At 62.0% G+C, this 26,735-nt stretch carries 21 protein-coding genes; 12 read left to right on the top strand and 9 right to left on the bottom strand.

Features of this window, described 5'->3' with window-relative positions:
- The first annotated feature begins 83 nt into the window (after positions 1–83).
- The 7 genes from JFT44_RS26495 (at position 84) to JFT44_RS26525 (ending at position 6,671) form a co-directional block, all read left to right on the top strand.
- A complete protein-coding gene (locus JFT44_RS26495; protein ID WP_057438696.1) occupies positions 84–1,031 on the top strand; it encodes a branched-chain amino acid ABC transporter permease in 948 nt (315 codons plus the stop codon).
- Positions 1,028–2,128 carry an ABC transporter ATP-binding protein gene (locus JFT44_RS26500; protein WP_057438695.1) on the top strand — a complete coding sequence of 367 codons (1,101 nt, stop codon included), beginning with the start codon at positions 1,028–1,030 and terminating at the stop codon, positions 2,126–2,128. Before JFT44_RS26495 ends, JFT44_RS26500 begins: the two co-directional genes overlap by 4 nt.
- Entirely contained in the window at positions 2,125–2,898 is a 774-nt protein-coding gene (locus tag JFT44_RS26505) for an ABC transporter ATP-binding protein (protein WP_029292970.1), read from the top strand. Before JFT44_RS26500 ends, JFT44_RS26505 begins: the two co-directional genes overlap by 4 nt.
- Entirely contained in the window at positions 2,891–3,607 is a 717-nt protein-coding gene (locus JFT44_RS26510) for an ABC transporter ATP-binding protein (RefSeq protein WP_076964773.1), read from the top strand. The genes JFT44_RS26505 and JFT44_RS26510 overlap by 8 nt, the downstream gene beginning before the upstream one ends.
- An 84-nt stretch (positions 3,608–3,691) precedes the next feature.
- Positions 3,692–4,831 (top strand): branched-chain amino acid ABC transporter substrate-binding protein, encoded by a 1,140-nt coding sequence (locus tag JFT44_RS26515; protein ID WP_076964774.1) that lies wholly within the window; start codon positions 3,692–3,694, stop codon positions 4,829–4,831.
- Between the two features lie 116 nt (positions 4,832–4,947).
- Positions 4,948–5,439 carry an L-2-amino-thiazoline-4-carboxylic acid hydrolase gene (locus tag JFT44_RS26520; protein ID WP_057438692.1) on the top strand — a complete coding sequence of 164 codons (492 nt, stop codon included), beginning with the start codon at positions 4,948–4,950 and terminating at the stop codon, positions 5,437–5,439.
- Positions 5,436–6,671, top strand: a complete 1,236-nt coding sequence (locus JFT44_RS26525) for a Zn-dependent hydrolase (protein WP_076964775.1) — start codon at positions 5,436–5,438, stop codon at positions 6,669–6,671. The genes JFT44_RS26520 and JFT44_RS26525 overlap by 4 nt, the downstream gene beginning before the upstream one ends.
- 42 nt (positions 6,672–6,713) lie before the next feature.
- Here the strand turns inward: JFT44_RS26525 and JFT44_RS26530 are convergent, their stop codons facing one another.
- Together JFT44_RS26530 and JFT44_RS26535 are read right to left on the bottom strand one after the other, a co-directional pair.
- Entirely contained in the window at positions 6,714–8,069 is a 1,356-nt protein-coding gene (locus tag JFT44_RS26530; protein WP_076964776.1) for an amidase, read from the bottom strand.
- Positions 8,070–8,082: 13 nt separating this feature from the next.
- Entirely contained in the window at positions 8,083–9,414 is a 1,332-nt protein-coding gene (locus JFT44_RS26535) for an MFS transporter (protein WP_076964777.1), read from the bottom strand.
- A 213-nt stretch (positions 9,415–9,627) separates the two neighbouring features.
- Between JFT44_RS26535 and JFT44_RS26540 the strand changes: the two genes are divergently transcribed.
- On the top strand, positions 9,628–10,656 hold the full coding sequence (locus JFT44_RS26540; RefSeq protein WP_076964778.1) for a LacI family DNA-binding transcriptional regulator: 1,029 nt from the start codon (positions 9,628–9,630) through the stop codon (positions 10,654–10,656).
- 548 nt (positions 10,657–11,204) lie between these two features.
- Here the strand turns inward: JFT44_RS26540 and JFT44_RS26545 are convergent.
- Complete coding sequence (locus JFT44_RS26545) at positions 11,205–11,993, bottom strand: helix-turn-helix transcriptional regulator (protein ID WP_076964779.1); 789 nt, start codon at positions 11,991–11,993, stop codon at positions 11,205–11,207.
- An 84-nt stretch (positions 11,994–12,077) separates the two neighbouring features.
- On the opposite strand from JFT44_RS26545, the gene JFT44_RS26550 reads away from it, so the two are divergent.
- A complete protein-coding gene (locus tag JFT44_RS26550) occupies positions 12,078–13,076 on the top strand; it encodes a bile acid:sodium symporter family protein (protein ID WP_076964780.1) in 999 nt (332 codons plus the stop codon).
- An 87-nt stretch (positions 13,077–13,163) separates the two neighbouring features.
- A complete protein-coding gene (locus JFT44_RS26555; RefSeq protein ID WP_057959876.1) occupies positions 13,164–14,348 on the top strand; it encodes a sugar transporter in 1,185 nt (394 codons plus the stop codon).
- Between the two features lie 72 nt (positions 14,349–14,420).
- On the opposite strand, the gene JFT44_RS26560 is transcribed toward JFT44_RS26555, so the two are convergent.
- From JFT44_RS26560 to JFT44_RS26585, 6 genes are all read right to left on the bottom strand, one after another.
- A complete protein-coding gene (locus tag JFT44_RS26560) occupies positions 14,421–16,865 on the bottom strand; it encodes a TonB-dependent receptor (protein ID WP_076964781.1) in 2,445 nt (814 codons plus the stop codon).
- Positions 16,866–16,965: 100 nt separating this feature from the next.
- Positions 16,966–17,925: a FecR domain-containing protein gene (locus tag JFT44_RS26565; protein ID WP_076964782.1), complete on the bottom strand. Its 960-nt coding sequence runs from the start codon at positions 17,923–17,925 to the stop codon at positions 16,966–16,968.
- Positions 17,922–18,428, bottom strand: coding sequence for a sigma-70 family RNA polymerase sigma factor (locus JFT44_RS26570; protein ID WP_057438686.1), 507 nt, complete (start codon positions 18,426–18,428; stop codon positions 17,922–17,924). Before JFT44_RS26570 ends, JFT44_RS26565 begins: the two co-directional genes overlap by 4 nt.
- 122 nt (positions 18,429–18,550) lie before the next feature.
- Positions 18,551–18,901 (bottom strand): DUF6124 family protein, encoded by a 351-nt coding sequence (locus JFT44_RS26575; protein WP_198831415.1) that lies wholly within the window; start codon positions 18,899–18,901, stop codon positions 18,551–18,553.
- 1,630 nt (positions 18,902–20,531) lie between these two features.
- Positions 20,532–21,776 (bottom strand): saccharopine dehydrogenase family protein, encoded by a 1,245-nt coding sequence (locus tag JFT44_RS26580; RefSeq protein ID WP_057438684.1) that lies wholly within the window; start codon positions 21,774–21,776, stop codon positions 20,532–20,534.
- 29 nt (positions 21,777–21,805) lie between these two features.
- Positions 21,806–22,903, bottom strand: coding sequence for a carboxynorspermidine decarboxylase (locus tag JFT44_RS26585; RefSeq protein WP_057438683.1), 1,098 nt, complete (start codon positions 22,901–22,903; stop codon positions 21,806–21,808).
- 285 nt (positions 22,904–23,188) lie between these two features.
- Here JFT44_RS26585 and JFT44_RS26590 point away from each other — a divergent pair, with 285 nt between their 5' ends.
- On the top strand, positions 23,189–23,962 hold the full coding sequence (locus JFT44_RS26590; RefSeq protein ID WP_076964783.1) for a M12 family metallopeptidase: 774 nt from the start codon (positions 23,189–23,191) through the stop codon (positions 23,960–23,962).
- A 119-nt stretch (positions 23,963–24,081) separates the two neighbouring features.
- A complete protein-coding gene (gene metE / locus JFT44_RS26595; RefSeq protein WP_057959871.1) occupies positions 24,082–26,370 on the top strand; it encodes a 5-methyltetrahydropteroyltriglutamate--homocysteine S-methyltransferase in 2,289 nt (762 codons plus the stop codon).
- Positions 26,371–26,735: the final 365 nt, after the last annotated feature.

The raw sequence follows: 26,735 nt of genomic DNA on the forward strand, positions 1-26,735 counted from the left end.
AAATAACTAGTGTTCCGCGCTCGGGCTTTTTAGTCGGTGCGCCTTGGCCACGACGTTTTTTGTAAAGGGAGTTGATGGTTCTCATGGATGCGTTTATCCAGCAACTGCTTAACGGCTTGCTGTCGGGCAGTCTCTACGCGCTGGTCGCCTTGGGTTACACCATGGTCTACGGCATTTTGCGCATCATCAACTTTGCCCATGGCGATGTGTTGATGATCGGCGCACTGGTAGGCCTGTCGGTGATCCGCGTGCTGCAGGCAGCCTGGCCGGATATGCCACCGGTGCTGTTGCTGCTGACGGCGGCGATGATCGCCATGGCCTTTTGTGCGGTGCTGGCGGTGGTGATCGAGCGTGTTGCCTATCGGCGCTTGCGCAACGCGCCGCGCCTGGCACCGTTGATCAGTGGGATCGGCGTGTCGTTGTTGTTGCAGACCGTGGCGATGCTGGTCTGGACCCGTAACCCGCAGATGTTCCCGCAATTGCTGCCCCTGGAACCTATCGAAGTACTCGCTGGCGATGCCACCCACGCCGCCGTGACCAATGCCACCGCACTGACCACCATTGGCGTGGCGTTAAGCCTGATGCTCGGTTTGCTGCTGTTGGTAGAGCGCACGCGCTTTGGCCGGGCCATGCGCGCCGTGGCCGAGAACCCGCAAGTGGCGAGCCTGATGGGCATCAACCCGAACCGCATCATCGTCATGACCTTCGCCATCGGCGGCGCCCTGGCCGCGCTGGCGGGCATCATGATGGCCAGCAACTATGGCAGCGCGCATTTCTACATGGGCTTTTTGCCCGGGATCAAAGCGTTTACCGCGGCGGTGCTGGGCGGCATCGGCAACCTCAAGGGCGCGATGCTCGGCGGTCTGCTGCTGGGGCTGATCGAAGCCCTCGGCACCGGCTACCTGGGGGCTGCCACCAACGGTGTGTTCGGCAGCAACTACCAGGACGTGTTCGCGTTTATCGTGTTGATCGCGGTGCTGGTGTTGCGGCCCCAGGGGTTGTTGGGCGAACGATTGGCGACCCGCGCATGAGCCTGGCAACCGCTGTGAGCCCTTCGAGCAAACGCGCCAGCCTGGGGCTGCTGCTGTTCGCCCTAGCCCTGGTCTTGGCCCCCTGGATTGTCGGGCATGCCGGCGGCAATACCTGGGTGCGCACCCTGGACTTTGCCCTGCTGTACATCATGTTGGCCCTGGGCCTGAATATCGTGGTGGGCTATGCCGGTTTGCTGGACATGGGCTTTATCGCCTTCTACGCGGTGGGCGCCTACCTGGCGGCCTTGCTGTCATCGCCCCATCTGGTGCAACAGTTCCCAGCCTTGCTGGCGCTGCTGCCGGAGGGCATGCACACCTCGATCTGGCTGATCTTGCCGCTGGCCGCGCTGCTGGCGGCCGGGTTCGGCGTGATTCTGGGGGCGCCGACCCTGCGCCTGCGCGGCGACTACCTGGCCATCGTCACCCTGGGGTTTGGCGAAATCATCCGCATCCTGCTGCGCAACCTCGACCGCCCGGTGAACCTCACCAATGGTCCCAAGGGCATCGCCCAGGTCGACCCGGTGACGCTACTGGGGGTCAACCTGGGGCGTACCCAGGAACTGTTCGGCCTGCGCTTGCCCTCGGTCTACCTCTATTACTACCTGTTCGCCGCGCTGGTGGTGCTGATCCTGTTTGCCTGCATTCGCCTAGAGCGCTCGCGCATCGGCCGCGCCTGGATGGCGATCCGCGAGGATGAAGAGGCGGCCCAGGCCATGGGCCTCAATACCTTGCGCCTGAAGCTGCTGGCATTTGCCATCGGCGCGGCGTTCGGCGGTATCAGCGGGGCGCTGTTTGCCTCGTTCCAGGGCTTTGTTTCACCGGAATCCTTCACCCTCAACGAGTCCATCGCCGTGCTGGCCATGGTGGTGCTCGGCGGCATGGGGCATATCCCCGGGGTGATTCTGGGCTGCGTGTTGCTCGCAGCCTTGCCCGAAGCGTTACGCGCCAGCATGGGCCCCTTGCAGCAGGCGCTGTTTGGCCAGGTGCTGGTGGACCCGGAGATTATCCGCCAGCTGTTTTACGGCCTGGCGCTGATTCTGGCGATGCTGTATCGACCCGCCGGCCTCTGGCCGAGCCGCACAGGAGGTGCACCTTGAATCATCCGTTATTGCAGATCGAGAAGGTCAATAAACAGTTTGGCGGCGTGGCTGCGCTCGATGACGTGAGCCTGAGTATCGAGGCCGGGGAAATCTACGGCCTGATCGGGCCCAATGGCGCCGGCAAGACCACCTTCTTTAATGTGATGACGGGGCTGTACACCCCGGATTCCGGGCGCTTTCAACTCGACGGCCAGGAGTACCAGCCCACGGCGGTGCACCAGGTGGCCCGCGCCGGCATTGCGCGTACGTTCCAGAATATCCGCCTGTTCAACGCCATGAGCGCCTTGGAAAACGTCATGGTCGGGCGCCATGTGCGCACCCATAACGGCGTGTGGGCGGCCTTGAGCGGGCACTCGCGTGGGCGCGAGGAAGAGGCGCAGACCCGCGCCCACGCCCACCGCTTGCTGGCCTATGTCGGCCTCGCCGGGTTTGCCCACTACCGCGCCGACAGCCTGTCCTACGGCCATCAGCGGCGCCTGGAAATTGCCCGCGCCCTGGCCACCGAGCCGCGCCTGCTGGCCCTCGACGAGCCGGCTGCCGGGATGAATGCCAGCGAGAAAGTGCAGCTGCGCAGCCTGCTGGAAAAGATCCGCGACGACGGCCACACCCTGCTGCTGATTGAGCATGACGTGAAGCTGGTGATGGGCGTGTGTGACCGCATCAGTGTGCTGGACTACGGCCGCGTGATCGCCGTGGGCGCACCTGCTGAAGTGCGCCGCCACCCGCAAGTGATCCAGGCTTACCTGGGAGCCGGCGCCCATGTCTGAAGCCTTGTTGCAGATTGACGGCCTGAAGGTGCGCTACGGCGCCATCGAGGCGGTCAAGTCCCTGGACCTGCATATCAATGAAGGCGAACGGGTGACGCTGATCGGTGCCAATGGCGCCGGCAAAAGCTCCAGCCTCAAGGCCCTGACCGGGTTGCTGCCGGCCGCTGCGGGGCAGATCCGCTTTGCCGGGCGCTCGATCCTCAGCCTGGCGCCCCATGAGCGCCTGACCCTGGGCATCGCCATGGTGCCCGAAGGGCGCGGCATTTTTGCGCGCATGAGCGTGCTGGAAAACCTCCAGGCCGGGGCGTTCCTGCGCCGCGACCCGCACCAGGTGAACCTGGAAATCCGCCAGTTGTTCGAGCACTTCCCGCGCCTGCAAGAACGCTTGCAGCAATCGGCCGGCTTGCTCTCCGGGGGCGAGCAGCAGATGCTCGCCCTGGCCCGTGCGCTACTGTCCAAGCCGCGGCTGCTGGTGCTCGACGAGCCATCCATGGGCCTGGCGCCGATCATGGTCGAAAAGCTGTTCCAGGTGATTGATGATGTCTGCCGCCAGGGCATGACCCTGCTGCTGGTGGAGCAGAATGCGCGCCTTGCGCTGCAAGTGACTGACCGCGCCTACGTGATGGACACCGGGCGCATCAGCCTCAGCGGCGCCAGCGCGCAATTGCTCGACCACCCCGAGGTGCGCAGTGCCTACCTCGGTGAATAACCCCATAACAAACGCCACCGGACGCCCGGCGTGTTTCGCCCACCCCACAGGCCATGAGGGCCTGATGAGAAACAGGAAAAACTGATGAACAAGACTGCCCCCTTCAAACGCGTACTGTTGTTGAGCCTGGCCCTGAGCGGTGTGGCCCAGGCCGACCAGACGGTCCTGATCGGCCTGGCCGGGCCCTTGACCGGCCCGTCGGCGCGGATCGGCAAAGACCTGGAGAACGGCGCGCAACTGGCCATTGACCAGGCCAACGCCAAGCATCCGAAAATCAACGGCGAAGCGGTCACGTACAAACTGGTTTCCGAAGACGACCAGTCCGACCCACGCACCGCCGTCACCGTGGCCCAGCGCCTGGTGGACGAAGGCGTAGTCGGCGTGGTCGGTCACTGGAACACCGGCACCAGCATCCCGGCCGCGCGGGTCTACCATGACGCCGGGATTGCCCAAGTCGCGCCAGTGGCCACCGGTCACGCCTATACCCAGCAAGGTTTCGATACCAGTTTCCGGATCATGGGCCATGACGATGACGGCGGCCAGGTCGCCGGCGACTACGCGCTCAAGACCCTCAAGGCGCAGCGTATCGCCGTGATCGACGACCGCACCGCATTCGGCCAGGGCCTGGCGGACCAGTTCGTCAAATCCATCGAGGCCGGTGGCGCCAAGGTGGTTGCCCGTGAATACGTGGACGACAAGACCATCGACTTCAGTGCGGTGCTGACCAATATCCGTGGGCAAAACCCCGACCTGATCTTCTTTGGCGGCGTCGACTCCCAGGCTGCACCGCTGGCCCGACGCATCAAGCAGTTGGGGATCAAGGCACCGTTGATGGGCGCGGGCGGCTTTGTCAGCCAGACCTTCCTGCAACTGGCGCAGAACGAAGGCGAGGGCGTGATCGCCCTGGAGCCGGGCCTGGCCGTGGCACAGATGCCGGGTGGCAAGGCCTTTGAAGGCGCCTACAAGGCGCGTTTCAAGAGCAATATCGAGCTGCATGCGCCGTTTGCCTATGACGGTGTCGGCGTGCTGATCGCCGCCATCGAACAGGCCAACTCCACCGACCCGCAGAAGTACCTGCCGGTCCTGCGCGCCATCAGCTATCCGGGCGTGACCGGGACCCTCGCGTTCGATGCCCAGGGCAATCTACAGAACCCGTCGTTCACCGTTTACCAGGTCAAGGCCAATCAATGGCAACCGGTAAGCGTGGCTGGCGGCAAAAAGTAACGCGCTGGATCTAAGCGTAGGAGCGTCCCAAGTGGGGGCTGTCTCACCCGGCGAGACAGCTCCTACATGTGGAGCACCAACATTGGATCTTCGTAGCCATTTGAATGAGGCATGCAATGAGCAAACTCGAAGGTGAACTGGGCATCCTGGCCCGCCGGCGCATCGAAGCCGAGATCATCAAGCCGATCTACGAAATCCTCGTGCGCGAGCAGGGCAAGGCCTTTGCCGCAGCGGTGATTGGCGAAGCGGTGGGCAACGCCGCGATCCAGGCCGGCAAGCATTTTGCCGCCCAGGAAGAGCAGGGCGCCGACCTCAAGAGCTTCGTTGAGCTGCAAGTGCTGTGGGAAAAGGACGACGCGCTGAAAGTCGAGATCATCGCCAGCGACGCCGAGCATTACGACTATGACGTCAAGCGCTGCCGCTATGCCGAGATGTACCACGAGATGGGCCTGGGCGAGATCGGCCACCTGTTGTCGTGCAACCGCGACGAGCTGTTTATCGTCGGCTACAACCCCAATATTGAATTGACGCGCACCCAGACCATCATGGGCGGCGCGCCAAGCTGTGACTTCCGCTACCACGCCAAGCCCCGGGAGCCGCGCTCGTGAGCGCCCTGGCCCGGGTCAACGGCGAGCGCCTGTGGGACTCGCTGATGGAAATGGCGCAGATCGGCGGCACGCCCAAGGGCGGCGTCTCGCGCCTGGCCCTGACCGACGAAGACCGGCGCGGCCGCGACCTGTTCGTGGCCTGGTGCACGGCGGCCGGGTGCAGCATCCGTGTGGACGCCATGGGCAATATCTTCGCCCGCCGCGCCGGCCGGCATGAGCACCTGGCCCCGGTGCTGACCGGCTCCCACGGTGACTCGCAACCGGCGGGCGGCAAGTTCGATGGCATCTACGGCGTACTCGCCGGCCTGGAAGTGCTGCGCACCTTGAACGACCTGGGCATCGAGACCGACCGGCCGATCGAGGTGGTCAACTGGACCAACGAAGAAGGCTCGCGCTTTGCCCCGGCGATGATTGCTTCGGGGGTGTATGCCGGGGTGTTTGACCTGGAGTACGGCTTGTCCCGCGAAGACAAGGCCGGTGTGAGCATCGGCCAGGCGCTGCAACAGATCGGCTACGCCGGCCCGCACCCCGTGGGCGGCCAGGCGGTGCATGCGGCGTATGAACTGCATATCGAGCAAGGCCCGATCCTTGAGGCCCAGGACCTGACCATCGGTGTGGTCACCGGCGCCCAGGGCCAGCGTTGGTATGAAGTCGAGCTGAGCGGGCGCAGTGCCCATGCCGGCACCACGCCCATGGATCACCGCCTGGATGCACTGCTGGGTTTTGCCCGGGTGGTGGAGGCGGTCAACCAGATCGGCCTGGCCCAAGGCGCCGAAGGGCGGGCAACGGTGGGCATGGCCAATATCTTCCCCAACTCGCGCAACGTGGTGCCGGGGCGGGTGTTTTTCAGCGTCGAGTTCCGCCATCCCGATGAAGCGGTGCTGGCCGTGCAGGATCAGCAACTGCACGCAGCAGTGGCGCGCATCGCCGAGGGGATTGGCTTGCAGGCCAGCGTCAAGCAGATCTTCCAGTACGCACCGATTGCCTTCGACAAAGACTGCGTGGACGTGGTGCAGGCTGCGGCCGAGGCCTTGGGCTATAGCCATCGGCGCATGATTTCCGGAGCCGGGCATGATGCCTGCTACCTGAACCAGGTCGCGCCGACGGCGATGATTTTTGTGCCGTGTGTGGATGGCTTGAGCCATAACGAGGCGGAAGAGATCCACCCGCACTGGTCCACAGCGGGGGCGGATGTGTTGTTGCAGGCGATTCTGGCTTCGTCAGGCGAATAGGCTGAAGACCTGATCCCACATTCAACCTGTGGGGTCTTGCCCTTACTCCCGCACAAACAGCCTGCTCATCACCTGCAACAGCCGATCATCCGCGCCAGCGGCGCCAATCACCTGCAACCCCACCGGCATGCCCCTGACGTGCCCCGCCGGCAGGCTGAGCGCGGGGAGGCCGGTGAGGTTCCAGGCACTGGTATAGCTGAGCACGGCGGCGCGTACATCAATGTCCTGTTCGCCCACCCGCACCTCGCGTGCATTCACCTCGGTCGCGGTAATCGGCACGCTGGGCGAAACCAGCAAGTCATACTGTTCGAACAGGCGCGCCATCGCCGCTTTGTACTGCGCCTGGCTGGCCTGTGCGCGAATGTATTGCCAGCCTCTGACTTCCTCCGATACCTCAAGACGCTCGCGTACCTCCTGTTCAAACTTATGCGGCGCATCCCGCATGCGTTCGGCATGCACCTCGAAGGCCTCGGCACGTTGCAGTGTCAGCAGGGTGTCTTTCATGCCCGCCGCCAGGTGGTGCAGTTCGTCGGTCTCCTGCAGTGCGTCGCCAAACAGCTGCTGCGCCGCCCCATAGACCTGCTGATGCACATCGGCGTCGACCGGGCCGAAGCTGGGGCAAGTCATCCAGCCAACCCGCAGCGGCTGCGGGTGGGTTGCAGGCGTACCGGCGCGTCCGGCCAACACCTCGAACAACAGGCGCGCATCTTCGACATGGTTGGCGATGGGGCCTACGTGGTCGAGACTCGATGACAGCGGGAACACCCCGTCCACCGGCACGCAGGCAAACGAGGGCTTGAAGCCGACCGTGCCGCACAAGGCCGAAGGGATCCGGATCGAGCCGCCGGTGTCGGTACCCAGGGCCAGCGGCACCATGCCGCTGGCCACCGCCGCCGCACTGCCGGCGCTGGAGCCGCCAGTGATGCAACGGGCATCCCATGGGTTGCGTGCAGCACCTTGCAACGAGCGGTCGCCGGTCGGGCCGTAGGCAAATTCGTGGGTCAGGGTCTTGCCGATAATCACCGCCCCGGCTTCGCGCACCCGCTGTACGCACAGGGCATCGCGGTCCGGCTGGAAACCCTCGAAATGCGCGGAGCCGTAGGTGGTGATGTAGTCAAACGTGTCGATGTTGTCTTTGACCGCGACCGGCATGCCGTGCAGCGGGCCCAGGTCCAGGCCTTGGGCCAACAGCGCGTCGGCCTTGCGCGCCTGGGCCAGGGCGACGCAGGCATCGACTTGAACGAACGCATTTAATCGCGGATTCAAGCGCTCGATGCTGTCCAGGGCGGCTTGCGTCAGCTCGACACTGGTCACGCTGCCAGTCCGCAGGCGCGCGGCCAGCGTGATGATCGACTGACCGCAAAAATATCCAGCGTGGGTAGGCTTCACCGGGCTCATATAAACAACTCCATCAAACAGCTGCAGGTACAGAGGGTGGGGCGACCTGGCGACCGCCTGGGCGCACCATCAGCATCGCGCTCATGCCCAGCGCCGTGGCCACTGCGGCGGCCACGAACATCGACGAATAGCCGTAATGCACGGTCAGGTAGCCCGTGAGCATCGGGGCGATAAACGAAGCGGTGTTGGCGATAAAGTGCGTCATGCCGCTGTAGGCGCCAACCCGATTGGACGGCGCAGTGTCGATCACCACGGCCCAGTAGACCGAGTTGGGCAGGGCGTTCAAGGCGTTGGCCAACGTCATCAAGGCAATCACGCCCCAGACGGTCTGGGCCTGGGACACCATGATGAAACACAGGGTTGTCAGCAGCAGGCAGGTCGCGGCCAGCCAACTGCGGGCGACTTTCAGGTTGCCGGTGCGGCGCAGCAGCCAGTCCGATATTTTGCCGCCCAGCAGCACGGTGAAGCAGGCGCCGGTCCACGGGATCATGCCCATGTACCACAGCGACGACAGGTTGTAGTGGAACTCATCCTGCAGGTATTTGGGGGTCCAGGTCAGCAGCAGGAACGTCACGTACACAAACGAGAAGTAACCGATGGCATTGAGCAGCAGGTCCTTGTTCTTGAAGAAGTGCCAGACCGGCGCGACGCTGGTGGTGGGGGTCGAGGCATTGGCGGCTTCGGCGCGCTCTCTACGCAGGAAGTCGAGTTCGGCCTTGGACACCCGCGGGTTTTCATCCGGAGTGTTGGTGAAACGGGTCATGAAATAGATCAGCAGCGCCAGACTGGCCACGCCCAGCACCACGAACATGCTGCGCCAGCTGCCGGTCAGGGTTTGCAGGCCCACGGCCACTGGTGCGGTGAGCAGTGCCCCCAAGGGGGTGCTGAGCAGGCCGACCGAAACCACAAAACCGCGCTCCTTGGGCGTGGCCCAGTTGGCCACGCTCTTGTTGATCACCGAGTACGCCGGACCTTCGGCAAACCCGAACATCACGCGGATCGTGGCGAAACCAGCCATGGCCGAGCCGCCGAGGAACGCCAGCCCGAAGTCACCGGCAAAGGCCGTGGCAATTTCAAAGATCGACCACGTGGCGCCGGCGATCAGCCAGATGCGCTTGGCACCAAAACGGTCGGCCAGAATGCCACCGACCAATGCCCCCAGGATGTAGCCGTAGCCGAAGTATCCCAGCACGTTGCCCCAGTCGGCCTTGTCGAAACCGTACTCGGGCAGAATGCTCGCCGACGCATAGGCAATCGCGCCGCGGTCGATGTAGTTGAGCAGTGCCATCAGCATGATCAGGAAGAAAATCTGGTAGCGGAAAGACGGGATAGCGGGGCTGTTCATAAGGATCTGACTCTTCAAAATGATGGCAGAAGTCAAAAAGTCGGCCGCGTCCGGCGTATTTTTTATTGTTTGCCCAAACGTTTGGGTTGGCGAAATGTAAGGCTCGTAAAAATTTTAGTCAAACGTTTGGGTAAAAATTTACCTGCGGCTGCGACACGCCCGTTCGGGTAGAATCTGCGCGCTAAATATCAGACAGTTGGAAGCCTCTCCACCATGCCGAGCCCATCTCGCCCTGCCACCCTGAAATCCATGGCGACCGCACTGGGCGTGCATGTGTCCACGGTGTCCCGGGTACTCAATGGCGACCCGGCCGGGGTCGAGCGAGCGGCCTCGGCCGAAGTGGTGGCGCGCATTCGTGCATTGGCCAAAGAGCTGGATTACCGGCCGAACACCCAGGCATCGAGCCTGAAGTTGCGCAAAAGCCAGGAAATCTGTGTGCTCATGCCCAGGCTCACCGACCTGGTGATGGCGACCATTTATGACAGCATCGACAGTGCCGCCGAACAGGCCGGCTACCTCACCTTCGTTTCCAATACCGACGACCAGCAGCCACGCCAGATGGCGCGTGCCGAGCACGCCTTGCGCCGCTCGGTGGCCGGGCTGATCGTCGGTGACTCCCATGTGGGCGAAAGCCAGCCGCTGCTCGACCTGTTGACGCGCAAGCACATCCCCTACGTGTTGGTCAGCCGGCAGATTGCCGGGCATCTGGCGGCGTGCAGTGACGATGAGTTGGGCGGCTGGCTGGCGGCGGAGCACTTGTACCAATTGGGCTGTCGCGATGTGGCCATTCTGGCGGGTGAGCGGCACGCCTCGACCGGGGCGGATCGCACCCGTGGGTTTACCCGCTATTACCGTGAGCAAGGCATCACGCTACGCCCGGAGTGGACGCTCAATGGTCCTTTTGACAGCCTGACCGGGCATCGCCAGGGCGAGTATCTGCTGAGCCTGAACCCACGGCCCCAGGCGTTTTTTGCGGTCAATGACTTCCTGGCCATCGGCCTGATGGGCGCCGCGCGTGACAAGGGCTTGATGCCGGGCAAGGACATTGCTGTAGTGGGCTTCAATGACATACCGCTGGCCAATGAACTGATGGTTCCCCTGACCAGCGTGCGCCTGCCCTTGGCAGAGATGGGCCGCCATGCGGTTGAACTGCTGCTCAAGCGCATCGAGGGCGAGGCTGTCGAGTCGATCAAGGTGGCGCCGCAACTGCAGGTGCGGGCGAGTTCGTCTTTGTTGCGCTGACGTCAAAAATGTGGGAACGGGCTTGCCCGCGATTCAGCGGTGGTCCAGTCACTCTCTTTGATGACAGGTACACCGCCATCGCAGGCAAGCCAGCTCCCACATTTGATGGGTGGTGTGGCCAAAACGCTGTGCCCGGCCAAGATCCCCTGTGGGAGCGGGCTTGCCCGCGATTCAGCGGTGGTCCAGTCACTCTCATTGATGACAGGTACACCGCCATCGCAGGCAAGCCAGCTCCCACATTTGATTTGTGGTGGGGCCAAAATCATCTGCTCCAGTGAGATCCCCTGTGGGAGCGGGCTTGCCCGCGATGGCGGCAGTTCAGTCACTGTTGCTGGCGGCTGACCCACCGCCATCGCAGGCAAGCCAGCTCCCACATTTGATGGGTGGTGTGGCACAAAACTCTGTGCCCGGCCAAGATCCACTGTGGGAGCGGGCTTGCTCGCGAAGGCGGTGGTTCAGTCACTGAATTTATCGACTGACACACTGCCTTCGCGAGCAAGCCCGCTCCCACAGGGGGATTGTGGACGGTCAAAAGCCGCGGTATTCAATCAGCGAAAAAACTCCCCTGGCGTCGCATCAAACTGCTGGCGAAACGCTGCGATAAACGCCGAAACCGATTCATACCCACAGCCCAGCGCTACATCCGTCACCCGTTCCCCGCGTTCCAGGTCGGGCAGGGCGCTGAGCAGTCGCAGCCGTTGGCGCCAGGCGCGATAGGTCAGGCCGGTATCGCGCAAGAACAACCGGCTCAAGGTTTTCTCACTGACCCCTAACTTCTGGCTCCACTGCCCCAGGGTCGTCGCCTGTTCCGGGTGCAGGCTCAGGCTGCGATAGATCTGTCGCAGCCGGCTGTCCACAGGCAGGGGCAGCATCAGGTCAACCTGCGGCGCGGCGGCCAACTGGTCCAGCAGCACCAGGGCCAGGCGCCCGTCCGGGCCGTCTTCGGCATATTCCACCGGCAGTTCGCTGAAACGGCGGATCAACTCGCGCAGCAGGTCGCTTACCGCCAGGACCTGGCAACGTTCCACGGCCCAGGTCGTCACGCTGCAGTCCAGGTACAGGCTGCGCATTTCGGTGTGGGGCGAGCTGAACACGCGGTGGGGCACTCCCGCCGGGATCCACACCGCGCGCTGCGGCGGGGCGACAAAGCGCCCGGCACTGGTGTGGATTTCCAGTACCCCGCAGATCGCGTACGACAACTGCACCCACGGGTGGCTATGGCGGCGGGTCAGGGCGCGGTTGGGCAGGGATTCGGTGCGGCCATACACCGGGCGCGGCAGGCTGGCGAGCCCGGGGATGCTGCGGCGAACGGCCTTTTCATGTCCTTTTGGCGGCATTTACTGGCTCATTGGCGTTAGTCGGTAAGCAGCCGTTACGTTAGAGTCGCCACGACGCCCTGGCAACCCCTGGAAGAACAGCTAATGAAACGCCCCCGGTTTTTACCTGATAACTTCACCCTGATCCTGATTGCCACGGTGGTTCTCGCCTCCTTGTTGCCGGTCAGCGGCCAGGCCGCCGTGGCGTTTGGCTGGGTGACTAACCTGGCCATCGCGCTGCTGTTTTTCCTGCATGGCGCCAAGCTGTCGCGCCAGGCCATCGTCGCCGGTGCCGGGCACTGGCGTTTGCATCTGCTGGTGTTCAGCCTGACCTTCGTGCTGTTCCCGCTGCTGGGCCTGGCGCTCAAGCCGCTGTTGTCGCCGATGATCGGCAAAGACCTGTACATGGGCATGCTCTACTTATGTGCGTTGCCGGCCACGGTGCAGTCGGCGATTGCCTTTACTTCCCTGGCGCGGGGCAATATCCCGGCGGCGATTTGCAGCGCGGCGGCGTCCAGCCTGTTCGGTATCTTCCTTACGCCGTTGCTGGTGGCCTTGTTGCTCAATGTGCATGGCGACGGCGGCTCCACGGTGGATGCGATTCTCAAGATCAGCGTGCAATTGCTGCTGCCGTTTATTGCCGGGCAGATCGCCCGACGCTGGATCGGTGCGTGGGTGGGGCGCAATAAAAACTGGCTGAAATTCGTCGATCAGGGTTCGATCCTGCTGGTGGTCTACGGCGCCTTCAGCGAGGCGGTCAACGAAGGCATCTGGCACCAGATCCCCCTGTGGGAGCTGGGCGGCCTGGTGGTGGCCTGCTGCATCCTGCTGGCGCTGGTGCTGATGGCTTCCGCGCTCTTGGGCAAGGCGTTCGGTTTTAACCAGGAAGACCGCATCACCATCCTGTTCTGCGGCTCGAAAAAAAGCCTGGCCACCGGGGTGCCAATGGCCCAGGTGTTGTTTGCCGGCAGCACCATGGGCGTGCTGATCCTGCCGCTGATGCTGTTCCATCAGATCCAGTTGATGGTCTGCGCGGTACTGGCCCAGCGCTATGCCAAGCGCCCGGAGTCGATTCCCGAGATCATGGCGCAAGTCGATCCCTGAGCCATCGTGTTACTATTTTTCGGCGCCGCTCAAGGGCAGGCATCGGGCCGTCAGGATCGGCGCGCAACTGAGTAAAACGACCTGTCGATGAGTACTTCCACCACCACACCTCAAGCCAACTGGCAGCCGGTCATCGCCCTTGCGCTGGCGGCCTTTGTGTTCAACACCACTGAGTTCGTCCCGGTCGGCCTGCTCAGTGCCATCGGCGCCAGCTTCGACATGCCGATCGCCCGGGTCGGCCTGATGCTCACCATCTATGCCTGGGTGGTGTCATTGACGTCGCTGCCGGTGATGTTGCTGACCCGCAACGTCGAGCGGCGCAAGTTGCTGATTGTGCTGTTCGGCATGTTTATCGCCAGCCATATCCTCTCCAGCGTGGCCAACAGTTTTGGCTTGTTGATGGTCAGTCGCATCGGCATTGCCTTGTCCCATGCGCTGTTCTGGTCGATCACCGCCTCCCTGGCGGTACGCCTGGCGCCGCCGGGCAAGCAGGTGCAGGCGCTGGGCTTGCTGGCCACGGGCACCTCACTGGCGATGGTCCTGGGCATTCCTTTGGGCCGTCTGCTGGGCGAGGCCATGGGCTGGCGCACCACCTTTATTGTGATCGCCGGGTTTGCCGCTGTGCTGGTGTTCTGGCTGGCGCGCACCTTGCCGCTGTTGCCGAGCCAGAACTCCGGCTCGCTGCGCAGCCTGCCGATGCTGTTCAAGCGCCCGGCGCTGGTGGCGCTGTACGTGTTGACGGCCATGGTGGTCACGGCCCAGTTCACCGCCTATAGCTATATCGAACCCTTCGTCGAACGCGTCGCGGGCCTGGGGGGCAATGCGGTGACCCTGGTGCTGCTGGTGTTTGGCGGGGCGGGGATCATGGGGTCGTTACTGTTCAGCTTGCTGCACCGTTTCAACCCTTACCGCTTTTTGCTGGTGGCCGTGTCGGTGCTGGCGCTGTGCCTGGGGCTGTTGTTGCCGTTGAGTGGTGACGTTTCGTACCTGGTGGTGCTGAGCGTGTTCTGGGGCATGGCGATCATGGCTTTTGGCTTGGCGCTGCAGTCCAAGGTCCTGGTGCTGGCACCGGACGCGACCGATGTGGCGATGGCGATGTTTTCCGGGATCTACAACATCGGCATCGGCGGCGGCGCGCTGCTGGGCAGTTGGGTCGGCGGGCATTTCGGCTTTGCCTGGATTGGCGCGGCGGGGGGCTTGCTGGCGGTGGCGGCGCTGGGGTTGTACTGCCTGTCGATTTATCGGTTTGGGCAGGGTGGACCACGCGAATAAGGTGAGCGGCGTTCGCAGCAGCCAGCTCGCCAGCGATGGCGTCCACAGGAGCGCCATCGTTGTGTCAGCCCATCAGAACTGCGGCGTGTACTTCACACTGAACATCACATTGCGCGGATCGCCGTAGAAGTTGTTGCCATTCAACTGGTTGTACCCTGAGGCGTAGTAGGTCTTGTCGAACAGGTTGTTGGCATTGACCGCCAAGCCCACCTCCGGCGTCATCTGATACGCCAGCCGCGCGTTCCAGACCGTGTAGCCCGCCACGTCATAGTTGTACTCATACCCCAGGGTATGGCTCTGGGTGGTAAAGCCCAACCCGGCGCTGACCTTGCTCCAGTCGCCACTGAACTGGTAGTCGCCCCACACCCGCAACATATGCTTGGGCGTCCACTGGCTGAATACCTTGCCCTTGTTATCCCGGTCCTCAAGGTACTTGGTGGTGTTGTAGGTATAGCCGGCAAACAGTTGCAGGCCGCTCAACACTTCACCGCTGATTTCAGCTTCCAGGCCCTGGCTGCGGACTTTGCCTGAGCCTGTGGCGCAGTACGTGCCGCCGCAGATTTCACCCAGGGAGTAGTCGGTGATCGCACGGTTTTCCTGGTCGTAGCGGAACAGCGCCAGGGAGGTATTGACCCGCCCGTCCAGCAGTTCGCCCTTGAGCCCGACTTCGTAGTTGCTGCCAATCACCGGCTTGACCACCGCACCGCTGAGGTTGCGCTGGGTCTGTGGCTCGAACACGTCGGTGTAGCTGGCGTACACCGCCCACTCGCGGCTCAGGTCGTAGACGATCCCGGCGTAGGGCGTGACTTCGCCGGTTTCGTTGGTGGTGCTGGGGTCGTTGACGGTGGTGGCGTGGGTTACCGCCGCGATGCCCGAGGAGGTATAGCTGTAGTCATACCAACTGACACGGGCGCCGAGTACCAGGGTCAACGGGTCGATGGGCTTGACGCGCCAACTGCCATACAGGCCTTTTTGGCGGATGTCGTATTTGCTCGGTGTTGCACTGCCGCCGGGGGTGTTCATCAGACCCTCGTAGCTGATTTCGGGGCGGTTGTTGTCGATGTCGAAGATGTTGTCGGTGCTTTTATTGAAGGTCCGGGCAATGATGTCGTTGGACGTGTATTTGGAATAGTTGCCGCCCAGCGTAATTTCCTGGGCCATGGACAGTGCTTCGAAACGCCCGGTGAGGTGGGTGTCCAGGCCGATCTTGGTGCCGTCGAAATCGGTGTACCAATCGGCATAGGTCAACCCGGTGCCGTCGGCGTTGATGCCGTTGCCGGTACTCTGCACGCGCTGGTGGGTGGAGGTGTTTTCTTCGCTCATGCGCACCGCGCCGACCTTGAACTTCCAGTCGTCGTTGAAGCGATGCTCCAGGTCGGCATACAGGGTGGTGACGTCGATCTGCGAGTGGTTCCAGCGCGAGCCGCTGAAGGTGGAGCGTGACAGGTCAATCGACTTGCCCGTGCTGTAGCGCGGCAGGCCCCGCAGCATCGGCCGGGATTCGGCATTGGTGCGGCTGACGGCCAGGCCCAGGGTGGTGTCTTCCTGCAGGTCGAAGTCCAGGGCGCCGTACAGCGAGTGGGTCTTGCTCCATTCGTAGTCGATGAACGAATCGCTCTGGTCTTCGTCGGCCACCATCCGCCCACGGATCGTGCCGCTCTGGTTCAGCGGGCCGCCGGCGTCCAGTTGCAGGCCGTAGTGGTCCCAACTGCCGGCCTTGGCGGTAAGGGCCACGGTGGGCGCCGTCTGCCCGCGCTTGCGCACCAGGTTGATTGCGCCACCGGGGCTGCCGGTGCCCTGCAGCAGGCCGGAGGCGCCGCGCAGTACTTCCAGGCGGTCGAAGAAAATCATGTCCTGGGTCGCCCAGTTGCCCAGGGCGTAGGTATTGCGCGGGATCGGCACGCCGTCGTACTGCCAGTCGTCGATCTGGAAGCCGCGGGAGGTGATGATCATGCCTTTGCCCACACCTTGCACGCCCACCAGGCCGGTGGTGTGGTTGACGGCGTCCTTGAGGTCGACCAGGTCCTGGTCATCCATTTGCTTGCGGGTCATCACCGTGATCGACTGGGGGATTTCCTTGAGGGTGTGGGTGCCCTTGCCGATTGTCACCGCGCGTGCGGCGTAGGAACCGCTGCCTTCGGTGGTGGTGGGGTCGATGCTGTGCTCGACAATCGAGGTCACGCCCAATTGCAGCGCGCTGCCCGTGTCGGTGGCAGGCTCGACGCTGAAATTACCTTGCTCGGTGATGCGCAACTGCAAGCCGCTGCCCGACAACGCACGGTCCATGGCCTGTTCGGCCGGCATCTGGCCAATCACGGCATTGGCCTGCTTGCCCTGCACCAGCACCGGGTCCAGGGACACAATGCGCCCGCTCTGGCTGGCAATGGCGTTCAGCGTTTGCGCCAGCGGGCCGGCCGGCAGGTTGAAAGACAGGCTTTGCGCCTGCACCAGGGCAGGGCTCGCCAGGGTTGCCAGGGCAACGGCGACAGAAAGGGCGTGGGGCCAAGGGTTGAGCACAGCATTCTCCTGAAGGTGTGGACGTGTCAGGAGATAGGTGGGACGAAAAATGAAAACCGGACACAAATAAGAGTTATTTGCATAAAAAATGTTGCCCGGGTTATTTGGCGCGAATCAGGGTCAGCCACGGGCTGTAGTGATCGACCCGGATCGGCAGGGTTTCGGCCAGGGCGCCGAAGGCGCGGTGCGGGTCGTTGAGGGGGAACACCCCCTGCACGCGCAAGTCGCGCACCTGAGGATCGACGCGCACAAAACCACGGCTGTACGGGCGCAGGGCGTTGACCACCTGTTCCAGGGAGTCGTCCAGCACACTCAGGTGCCCGGCGAGCCAGTCGGCCCGGAAGCCCTGGTTGCCGGCCAGCGGCTCGATGCGATCGGCCTGCAGCATTACGGCTTGGCCCTCCAGCACGGTGCGCTGCACGCCGTTGCGCAGGGTCGCCTGCACCGAGTGTTCCAGCACCACCAGCCGTGTAGCCTGCGGTTCCTGGCTCACCAGGAAGCGCGTGCCGAGGGCCTGGATGCTGCCCTGGGCAGTGCGCACGCGCAGCGGCCGTTGCGCGTCGGCCGCCACCTGAATCACCAGTTCGCCGTGGCGCAGGATGATCAGGCGCTGGTGTGGGTCGAATTGCACATCCACCGCGCTCTGCGCATTCAGGCTCAGGCGGCTGCCATCGGCCAGGGTGAATGTCTGGCGCTGGCCGCGCGCGGTGTGCAGGTCGGCCAACAGGTTGTCGCCCAGCGGGCTGCGCGCCGCCAGCCATAGGCCGCCGCCCAGCAGTCCCAGGCCGCCGATGGCGCGCAGCACGTCACGCCGCGAACCATGGGGCTGCAACAGCACTTGCCGCGCTTCACCGGGCAGGCGTTTTTCGAGGGTGCGCAGGGTGTTCCACGAGCCGCCCAGGCGCTCCTGCAAACGGGCCCAGGCCTGGGCGTGAGCCGGGTCCAGGGCCAGCCAGGCATTGAAGCGCTCCTGCATCCGCGCATCCGGTTTGCCGGCGCGCAGGCGCACCATCCAGTCGATGGCCTGCTCGCTGACCGGGTCCAGGCGCGCCTTGCTCACGGGGCCAGCTCGGCCAGGTAGCACTGGCGCAGGGCCTGTTTCATGTAGCGGCTGACGGTGCGCTCGGACAACTGCAACTTGCGCGCAATCGCCACGTAACTCATGCCGTCCAGCTGGCTATAAAGGAACGTGGCCTTGACGATCAGCGGCAAGCCGTCGAGGGCACGGTCAATCGCCACCAGGGCCTGGATCAGTTGCAATTGGTCTTCGGGGGAGGGCGCCAAGGCTTCGGGGGCAGCGGCCAGGCGTTCCAGGTAGGCGGTTTCCAGACGGCTACGGCGGTAACGATCAAAAATCAGCCGGCGTGCAATGGTCGAGAGATAGGCCCGGGGTTGCTCGATGCTGTCGGGGTCGACCCGGGCGGCGAGCATCTGGCAGAAGGTATCGGCGGCGGTGTCTTCGGCATCGGCATGGTTACGCACGCGATGCTGGATATGTTGCAGCAGCCAACGGTGATGGTCGTTGAAAAAGAAGCCCAGCTTGCGGATTGGAGGTGACTGCACGGGTCGACTTTCTCAGGGTGGTATTGTGAATCGTTCTCAATACTACCTTTTGTGCGAGGGGGGGTGCAACAACCGGTAGTTGTAGGAGCGAGCTCGCTCCTACATAAAACGGCATTCCAGCTCTACAGGGCCGGTTGTGCGCAGCCATCCAGCGCCTGGTCGACCATTAGCTGCACGCCTTCGAGCATCCGGCAAAGGCCCAGCGCCACGCTGCGGTGCGTACCGTCGACTTCAAAGGCCAGGTGCGTGGCGATCACGTTGATCGACGCCAGGTCTTGCGAGGCATTGATCAGCAGGGTTTCGGCGTCCAGGTCGGTGCGCACGGTAAATAATGCTGCTGACGCCGGGTCGCTGGGTTGAGCGGTTGGGGTGGGGGGCTCGGGGTGCAGATAGTGGTTGATCGCACGATCCACCGCATCGCGCAGAAGACTGGCATCGTAGCTGGGTGGGGGGTTGGGGCTGTGTTTGATCATGGTGAAGCTCCTGGTAGGTGGAGCTGCCACCGTTCGCGGTCAAACGAGTAGGGTGGCAGCTGTACGCGGGTTGACCGACCGGAAACCAGTGATTCCGGCATACCCGAAGGTATCCCGCGCACAGCTGCCGCGACACGATACATCAGACATAAGAAAAACGCCTGAAATAGGTCTGGGGTGCTGTAGCGTACTGGTTTGGTCGGACGGTCAAATCCGGCCGCTGATTTGGCAGCGGCAACGGGAAGGTTAGTCAGCACCTTTCCGAGGGACAACCTGAAACGGATGTAGGAAGCATCTGGTGCGCCAGCGTTAAGGTGCGCAGATCCCACAAACACCAATAAACCCTGTGGGAGTTGTCGAGCTTTAGCGAGGCTACGATAGCGGTGGGTCAGCCAGCATCAATGCCAGCAGTACCGCCGCCATCGCAGCCTCGCTGGAGCTCGACAGCTCCCACATTGATTTGGGCCAGATGGCATTGCGTGTTCGCTGTAGGACGCCAGCATTAAGGTGCGCAGATCCCGCAAACACCGACAAACCCTGTGGGAGTTGTCGAGCTTTAGCGAGGCTACGATAGCGGTGGGTCAGCCAACATCAATGCCAGCAATACTGCCGCCATCGCCGCCTCGCTGGGGCTCGACAGCTCCCACATTAATTTGGGCCAGATGGCATTGCGTGTTCGCTTTAGGACGCCCGCGTTAAGGTGCGCACATCCCACAAACACCGATAAACCCTGTGGGAGTTGTCGAGCTTTAGCGAGGCTACGATAGCGGTGGGTCAGCCAATATCAATGCCAGCAGTACCGCCGCCATCGCAGCCTCGCTGGGGCTCGACAGCTCCCACATTAATTTGGGTCAGCTGGCATTGCGTGTTCGCTGTAGGACGCCCGCGTTAAGGTGCGCAGATCCCACAAACACCAATAAACCCTGTGGGAGTTGTCGAGCTTTAGCGAGGCTACGATAGCGGTGGGTCAGCCAATATCAATGCCAGCAATACTGCCGCCATCGCAGCCTCGCTGGGGCTCGACAGCTCCCACATTGTTTTGGGGCAGCGTTAATAGCGTGCTCGCTCCAGAGCCCCAGCGTTCAAAGACGCAGATCTCGCAAACACCGATAAACCCTGTGGGAGTTGTCGAGCTTTAGCGAGGCTACGATAGCGGTGGGTCAGCCAGCATCAATGCCAGCAGTACTGCCGCCATCGCAGCCTCGCTGGGGCTCGACAGCTCCCACATTGTTTTGGGGCAGCGTTAATAGCGTGCTCGCTCCAGAGCTCCAGCGTTCAAAGACGCAGATCTCGCAAACACCGATAAACCCTGTGGGAGTTGTCGAGCTTTAGCGAGGCTACGATAGCGGTGGGTCAGCCAGCATCAATGCCAGCAATACTGCCGCCATCGCAGCCTCGCTGGGGCTCGACAGCTCCCACATTAATTTGGGCCAGCTGGCATGACGAGTTCGCTGTAGGACGCCCACGTGAATGTGCGCAGATCCTGCAAACACCGATAAACCCTGTGGGAGCTGGCTTGCCTGCGATAGCTTAGGCACTGGCAACATTGATATCCGCCCATGCAACGATCCGGGCAATGTTTTTGATCGCTCCCACAGGACGTGGGAGCGATCCGTCAATCAAGACGCTATCAGGCGATAGCATCCCAGGCGCGGTCGCCTTTTTCGTCCTTGATACGGGTCGGCAGGCCCATCACGTCCAGTGCCTTGAGGAACGGCTCGGCTGGCAGTTCTTCAACGTTGGCCATGCGTTGCACGTCCCACTCGCCACGGGCCACCAGCAGCGCAGCGGCTACCGGTGGTACGCCGGCGGTGTAGGAGATGCCCTGGCTTTCGGTTTCGGCAAAGGCGTCTTCGTGGTCGGCCACGTTGTAGATGAACAGCTCGCGTGGCTGGCCATCCTTGGTGCCCTTGACCAGGTCGCCGATGCAGGTCTTGCCGGTGTAGCCCGGTGCCAACGAGGACGGGTCAGGCAGCACGGCCTTGACCAGTTTCAAAGGCACCACTTCCAGGCCTTCGGCGGTGGTGACCGGTTTCTCGGAGAGCAGGCCGAGGTTGTTCAGTACGGTGAACACATTGATGTAGTGTTCGCCAAAGCTCATCCAGAACCGCACGTTGGGCACGTCGAGGTTTTTCGACAACGAGTGCACTTCATCGTGGCCGGTCAGGTACAGGTTCTGTGAACCCACTACCGGCAGGTCGTCGGTACGTTTTACTTCGAACATGGTGTTGCTGGTCCACTGGCTGTTCTGCCAGCTCCACACCTGCCCGGTGAATTCGCGGAAGTTGATTTCCGGGTCGAAATTGGTGGCGAAATATTTGCCGTGGCTGCCGGCATTGACGTCGAGAATGTCGATCGAATCAATGCGGTCAAAATGCTGTTGTTGCGCCAGCGCCGCATAGGCGTTGACCACTCCTGGGTCAAAACCCACACCGAGGATCGCAGTGATGTTCTTCTGCTTGCATTCCTCCAGGTGGTTCCACTCGTAGTTGCCGTACCACGGCGGGGTCTCGCAGACCTTGCCCGGCTCTTCGTGGATGGCGGTGTCGAGGTAAGCCACGCCGGTATCGATGCAGGCACGCAGTACCGACATGTTGAGGAAGGCGGAGCCGACGTTGATGACGATCTGCGATTCGGTTTCGCGGATCAGTGCCTTGGTCGCTTCCACGTCCAGGGCGTTCAGGGCAAAGGCCTGGATCTGCGCGGGTACCTTGAGGCTACCCTTGGCCTTGACGCTGTCGATGATGGCCTGGCATTTGGAGATGTTGCGCGACGCGATAGCAATACGACCGAGTTCGTCGTTGTGCTGCGCGCACTTGTGGGCCACCACCTTGGCGACACCTCCTGCACCAATGATAAGAACGTTCTTTTTCAATTGCTTTATCTCTCCTTTATCTGTCCGCTTTACGAAAGGCTGGACAGGTAGTCGTCGTAACCAAATTCACGAACCACTTCGACTGTACCGTCGAGTTGTTTCACTACGATGGACGGCATTTTCAGGCCGTTGAACCAGTTTTTCTTGACCATGGTGTAGCCTGCCGTGTCGATGAACGACAGTCGATCGCCGATGGCCAGCGGCTGATCAAATTGATATTCGCCGAAGATATCACCGGCCAGGCACGACTTGCCGCACACCATGTAGGTGTGTTCGCCATCGCTTGGCGCCAGTTTGGCGTTGAGGCGATAGATCAGCAGGTCCAGCAGGTGGGCTTCGATGGAGCTGTCGACCACGGCGAGGTTTTTGCCGTTGTACAGAGTGTCGAGCACGGTCACTTCCAGGGAGGCGCTGTTGGTGATCGCTGCTTCGCCGGGTTCCAGGTACACCTGCACGTCGTACTTCTGCGAGAAGGCCTTGAGGCGCTGGCAGAACGCGTCGATGGCATAGCCTTCGCCGGTAAAGTGGATGCCGCCGCCGAGGCTGACCCAGTTGACCTTGTGCAGCAGTGCGCCGAAACGTTCTTCGATGGTGTTCAGCATCTGGTCGAACAGGTTGAAGTCACCGTTCTCGCAGTTGTTGTGGAACATGAAGCCGGAGATCTGCTCGATCACGCCTTCGATCTTCACCGGATCCCACTCGCCCAGACGGCTGAAGGGGCGCGCCGGGTCAGCCAGCAGGTAATCGGAGCTGCTCACTTGCGGGTTGACGCGCAGGCCGCGGGTCTTGCCCTCGCTGCGCTCGGCAAAGCGCTGCAGCTGGCTGATGGAGTTGAAGATGATCTTGTCGCAGTTGTCGAGCATCTCCTCGATCTCATCGTCGGCCCAGGCCACGCTATAGGCGTGGGCTTCACCTTCGAACTTCTGGCGACCGAGCTTGAGCTCGTACAGCGACGAGGACGTGGTGCCGTCCATGTATTCCTGCATCAGGTCGAACACCGACCAGGTGGCAAAGCACTTGAGCGCCAGCAGCGCCTTGGCGCCGGACTGCTCGCGCACGTAGGCGATCTTCTGCATGTTGACCAGAAGCTTCTGTTTGTCGATGAGGTAATACGGGGTTTTGATCATTTTTCAGAGCCTGCGGCGGAGCCTGCCAAAAAAGGACAGGCATTGTGCCCGCACTTGCTCAGGATCGAAAGGTTAGTCAGCGGAATTTGCAGGCTTGGGCCTACAGGCCACTCAGGTATTGGTCAGCAAATGGGTCCATAACCCTGTGGCCAGGCGGTCAGGCAGTGGTTTAGTCGCCAGGCGCACGCTTGATCGTCACGCGTAAACCCTTGTCATGGCCCCAGTGGAACCTATAGCGCCGAATTACGACGTAATGGGAAATACATCGCTGCTGGAGCTACGACTTTGACTGTCCAACTGAACGCTCACTTATCTGTCTATCCACCGGACTACCTGCCCAACGAGAACGCCGATCAAACTGCCAAGGGGGAGGTTGCTGCGTCTTCCAGGCAAAAGCGTGGGGTGGCGTCAGCTTCGGCGTTATGGCCACAACACTCAGTCATAAGAATTTCCCTGATGGGCATGAGTAAAGCGCAAGAAGAGTTTACCAAAGCCAACATCAACAAATGGGCGCCTCACGTCAATCTGCACTTTGAGTTCACTGACGCCGCCGACGGGGATATCCGGATTGCCGCAGACAACGATATTTCCGGTGGGCATTCGTACTTGGGTACCCGCTCGCTCTATGTACCGCCCGACAAACCTACAATGGTCATCGGCCTCAAGGGTGGGCCGAATGCTTATAACGCCGGTACGATCCAGCATGAGTTCGGTCATGTTTTGGGGTTGCAACATGAACATCAGCACGAAAACAATGATTTGGATATCAATTGGTCCGAAGTCAAGAAAACCTACATGGATAAAGGTGGGGAGAAAGAACTAAAAGCGAATTTTGGGCCGTTGGTTTCCGATGTTGTGTCATCTGACTATGATCGTAAATCCATCATGCATTATGGTTTCAATTCATCCTGGCTCAACAGTGGAGATGCTATTGGGGACAACAATGAGCTCTCCGAGGGTGATATCAACTTTGTCCGCTCGCTCTATCCACCCGAGGTCAAGAAAAAACCAGTTTCTGCCAGTTGGTGGGACTTCCGTCACGTTCAGCCGTCTCCATAAAACGCCTGGGGCAGGTCGATCATGAGCGATATTCGTGATCATCTACAGTAAAATGAGTTTGTCTCATTATGACCCGCTGCCGACAATAGCTCCCATACCAACACATTGGAGTTTTTGTCATGGCTGTCGCTCATTCCCTTGGATTTCCGCGCATTGGACGCGATCGTGAACTGAAAAAAGCGCAGGAAGCGTTTTGGAAGGGTGAGCTGGACGAAGCCGGTCTGCGCGCCGTCGGCCGTGAATTGCGGAAGACCCACTGGGACTTGCAGAAACAGGCCGGCATCGAGTTGCTGCCGGCTGGGGATTTTGCCTGGTACGACCAGGTGCTGACCCACTCGCTGATGTTTGGTGTGATCCCCGAGCGTTTCCGCCCGGCTGACGGGCATGCCACCCTCAAGACCCTGTTTGCCATGGCCCGTGGCGTCAGCGACAGCTGCTGCGGCGGTGCCCACGCCCAGGAAATGACCAAGTGGTTCGACACCAACTACCACTACCTGGTGCCTGAATTCAGCGCGGACCAGCAGTTCCACCTGGGCTGGGACCAATTGTTCGAAGAAGTCCAGGAGGCCCGCGACCTGGGGCACACCGTCAAGCCGGTGGTGATCGGGCCGCTGACGTACCTGTGGCTGGGCAAGGCCAAGGGCGGTGACTTCGACAAGCTCGACCTGCTCGACCGCCTGCTACCGCTGTACGGGCAGATCTTCCAGCGCCTGGCGGACCTGGGCGTGGAATGGGTGCAGATCGACGAGCCGATCCTGGTGCTGGATCTGCCCCAGGACTGGAAAAACGCGTTTGAACGCGCCTACAACCTGATCCAGCGTGACCCGCTGAAAAAACTGGTCGCCACTTACTTTGGCGGGCTCGAAGAAAACCTCGGCCTGGCGGCCAACTTGCCGGTCGATGGCCTGCACATTGACCTGGTGCGCGCACCTGACCAGTACCCGACGATTCTCGACCGTCTGCCGGCCTATAAGGTGCTGTCCTTGGGGGTGGTCAACGGTCGGAACGTCTGGCGCTGCGACCTGGAAAATGCCCTGGCTACCTTGCAGCACGCCCATGAACGCCTGGGTGATCGCCTGTGGGTTGCGCCGTCCTGTTCGCTGCTGCACAGCCCGGTGGATCTGGGGCGTGAAGACAAGCTCGACGCCGAGCTGAAAAGCTGGCTGGCCTTCGCCGTACAAAAGTGTGAAGAAGTCGCGGTGCTGACCCAGGCCATCAACCAGCCCGAAGCGCCGAACGTGCTTGCTGCCTTGGCCCAAAGCCGCGCCGTGCAAGCGGCCCGCGGGGCCTCGCCGCGTATCCACAAACCGGCGGTCCAGGCCCGCGTGGCGGCTATCACCGCCAAGGACAGCCAGCGCCAGTCGCGGTTTGCCCAGCGCATCGCCCAGCAGCGCGCCGGCCTCGACTTGCCGCTGTTCCCGACCACCACCATTGGTTCGTTCCCGCAGACCGCGTCGATCCGCCTGGCGCGCCAGTCGTTCAAGGCCGGCAAGTTAAGCGAGGCCGAATATGTCGAGGCGATGCACAGCGAGATCAAGCACGCCGTTGAAGTGCAGGAAAACCTTGGCCTGGACGTGCTGGTGCACGGTGAAGCCGAACGTAACGACATGGTCGAGTACTTTGCCGAACAGCTGGACGGCTATGTATTTACCCGCTTTGGCTGGGTGCAGAGCTATGGCTCTCGCTGCGTGAAACCGGCGGTGATCTTCGGCGACCTGAGCCGCCCGAAAGCCATGACCGTGGAGTGGATCCGCTATGCCCAAGGCCTGACCGACAAGGTCATGAAGGGCATGCTGACCGGCCCGGTGACCATGCTGATGTGGTCATTCCCCCGCGAAGACGTGAGCCGCGAAGTGCAGGCCCGGCAACTGGCGCTGGCGATCCGTGACGAAGTGGTGGACCTGGAAGCGGCGGGCATCAAGATCGTACAGATTGATGAAGCGGCGTTCCGTGAAGGCCTGCCCCTGCGCCGGGCCCAGTGGCAGCACTACCTGGACTGGGCCACCGAAGTGTTCCGCCTGTGCGCCTCGGGTGTGCGTGACGCAACCCAGATCCATACCCATATGTGCTACAGCGAATTCAACGACGTGATCGAGTCCATCGCGGCGATGGATGCCGACGTGATCACCATCGAGACTTCCCGTTCGGACATGGAACTGCTGGACGCGTTCGAAGCCTTCGCTTACCCGAACGACATCGGCCCGGGGGTCTACGACATCCACTCACCCCGGGTGCCCGACGCCTCGGAAATGGCCAACCTGCTGCGCAAAGCCGCCCAGCGCATCCCGGCCGAGCGCCTATGGGTCAACCCCGACTGCGGCCTGAAGACCCGCGCCTGGCCGGAGACGGAAGCGGCGTTGATTCACATGGTTACAGCTGCCCGGCAATTGCGCGCTGAATGGGCGTAACTGCGGCTGACACAAATCCCATTGTGGGAGCGGGCTTGCCCGCGATAGCGGCAGTCCAGTGACTACTTCTGGCAACTGACCCACCGCCATCGCAGGCAAGCCAGCTCCCACATTTGAATTGTGGCGGTACCCAAATTCTCTACCACACGCAGACCCCTGTGGGAGCGGGCTTGCCCGCGATAGCGACAGCCCATTCACTGCTTCTGGCAACTGACCCACCGCCATCGCAGGCAAGCCAGCTTGTATGGTTAGACTTGTAGGGGTGGTGGGACTAAAAGCCAGCATCTGACTCTAGCCAGTACAGACCGTGGGAGACTTCGTCCCACCCCTTCACCAAAGCGCCGATAAGGAATGCATCGGCCATG

The organism is Pseudomonas sp. MF5691, assembly GCF_016405645.1.
Taxonomy (GTDB): Bacteria; Pseudomonadota; Gammaproteobacteria; order Pseudomonadales; family Pseudomonadaceae; genus Aquipseudomonas; species Aquipseudomonas shahriarae.